Origin of the sequence: Mycobacterium sp. (assembly GCF_049673265.1) — a bacterium.
Taxonomy (GTDB): Bacteria; Actinomycetota; Actinomycetes; order Mycobacteriales; family Mycobacteriaceae; genus Mycobacterium.
Map to the genome: position 1 here is coordinate 1 of NZ_JBATXN010000453.1, position 2,386 is coordinate 2,386.

Consider the following 2,386-nt stretch of genomic DNA (forward strand, 5'->3'; position numbering starts at 1 on the left):
GTTCGGACACCTCGAAGTGGGCGGCAAAGAAGCCGAGCACCGCGCCGCGTCGTCGGTCAGGGACAACCGCGGCTGGAGCTACAAAAAGTGGGCGAAGCAGGTGACGAAGGTGCTGGTCGCTATCGAGAACGCGATGTGCCCGGAGTTGTTCATTGCCGGCGGCGGCATCAGCCGCAAAGCCGACAAGTGGGTGCCGTTGCTAAAGAACCGCACTCCGGTGGTCGCCGCCGCCCTGCAGAACAGCGCGGGAATCGTCGGCGCGGCGATGGCCGCGACCAGCGACGTGACGCACTAAATTTGCGCGCTCTGGCCGGGGTATTGCTGCGCTGTCGTTACAATGGTCTCCGGCAGCCGCCTGACCGAGAGCGGCGAATATCGACACCGATAATCGACGCCGACATCCGACATAGCCGACAGCTTCCGGTTGAGTATGCCCAGAGCATCGGAATTGAGTCCTACCGAAGGGGTTTACGTGGCAGCGACCAAGGCACGGCCGGCAACTGAGGAGCCGGTGAAGCGTACCGCCGCCAAGTCTCACGCCACCGCCGGGGCAAAAGGTTCGACGACCAAGTCGTCCAACGGCGCAGCCACCGCACGACGAGCCACCAAGACAGCAACCAAGGCACCGGCGAAGACCGCCGCGAAGGCTGCGAAGGCACCTGCGAAGGCCGCCAAGGCCGAGCCAGCCAAGGCCCGCACTGCCACTAAGAGCACTGCCGCCAAGGCCGAGCCGGCTAGGGGCCGCGCGAAGAAGGCGTCGTCGAAAGCCGCCCCCAAAGACGTCGAAGTAGTGGCAGAACAGCTCGACACCGAAGAAGAACTCGACGAACTCGACGCTGAGCCCGACATCGAGGGTGAGCCCGGCGAAGAAATCGACCTCGAAGAAGACCTGAATCTCGAAGACCTCGAGGAGGCATCCGACGGCGTCGCGGCCGAGCCCGAAGCGAGCGACGCCGAAGAAGGCGCCGAAGCGACCACCAAAAAGGCAGCCGACGACTCGGCAGACGAAGAAGAGATCGTCGAGCCGAGCGAAAAGGACAAAGCTTCAGGCGATTTCGTCTGGGACGAAGACGAGTCGGAGGCGTTGCGCCAAGCCCGCAAAGATGCCGAGCTCACCGCGTCGGCGGATTCGGTTCGGGCTTACCTCAAGCAGATCGGCAAGGTGGCGCTGCTCAACGCCGAAGAAGAGGTCGAGCTGGCCAAGCGGATCGAGGCGGGTCTGTACGCCACCCAGCTGATGGTCGAGCTGACCGATCGCGGCGAGAAGTTGCCCGCCGCCCAGCGGCGCGACATGTCGTGGATCTGCCGCGACGGCGACCGCGCGAAAAACCATCTGCTGGAAGCCAATCTGCGGCTCGTGGTTTCGCTCGCCAAGCGCTACACCGGCCGCGGCATGGCGTTTCTCGACCTGATCCAGGAAGGGAACCTGGGCCTGATCCGCGCGGTGGAAAAGTTCGACTACACCAAGGGTTACAAGTTCTCCACCTACGCGACGTGGTGGATCCGCCAGGCGATCACCCGCGCGATGGCCGACCAGGCCCGCACCATCCGCATCCCGGTGCACATGGTCGAGGTGATCAACAAGCTGGGCCGCATTCAGCGCGAGCTGCTACAGGATCTGGGCCGCGAGCCCACTCCCGAAGAGCTCGCCAAGGAAATGGACATCACCCCGGAGAAGGTGCTGGAGATCCAGCAGTACGCCCGCGAGCCGATCTCGCTGGATCAGACCATCGGTGACGAAGGTGACAGCCAGCTCGGCGACTTCATCGAGGACAGCGAAGCCGTGGTCGCCGTTGACGCCGTGTCGTTCACGCTGCTGCAAGACCAACTGCAGTCGGTGCTCGAGACGCTCTCGGAGCGCGAAGCCGGTGTGGTACGGCTGCGCTTCGGCCTTACCGACGGCCAGCCCCGCACGCTCGACGAGATCGGCCAGGTCTACGGCGTGACCCGCGAACGCATCCGCCAGATCGAGTCGAAGACGATGTCGAAGCTGCGCCACCCCAGCCGTTCGCAGGTCCTGCGCGACTACCTGGACTGAGCGACACTCCGATCTATTGTCCTGACCAGTAGGTTTACCGGCCAGTCCAGAAATAGTAGATATGCACAGCGCACTCAGTCAAGATATCGGGTATGGCGCGTCGCAAACCTGTAGCTGTTGATCTTGCCGCGCTGCTGCCGTCCTGGGAGTTGTCTCTGCGCGCCGAGCGCAAGTCGCCGCAGACCATCAAGAGCTACGGCGACGGGGTTCGCGGGTTCATCCGGTGGTGTCAGGTCAATGGGCACTCCCCCGCGCTGGACCGCGAGCTGATGAAGGGGTTCGTGGCCGACCTGCTCGACGGCGGTGCCGAACCGTCGACGGCGCGCTCCCGTCAGCTCGGGGTGCGCC

The 2,386-nt window shown here is 64.2% G+C and carries 1 protein-coding gene and 2 pseudogenes; all 3 read left to right on the top strand.

The window, feature by feature from the left end; translation table 11 throughout:
- Window positions 1–295: pseudogene (locus WBF82_RS15860) on the top strand (polyphosphate--glucose phosphotransferase); the annotation flags it as partial.
- 177 nt (window positions 296–472) lie between these two features.
- The gene (locus WBF82_RS15865) at window positions 473–2,038 is read left to right on the top strand and encodes an RNA polymerase sigma factor (protein ID WP_424383940.1); all 1,566 of its coding nucleotides are present in this window, start codon (window positions 473–475) and stop codon (window positions 2,036–2,038) included.
- 92 nt (window positions 2,039–2,130) lie between these two features.
- A pseudogene (locus WBF82_RS15870) lies at window positions 2,131–2,386 on the top strand (tyrosine-type recombinase/integrase); the annotation flags it as partial.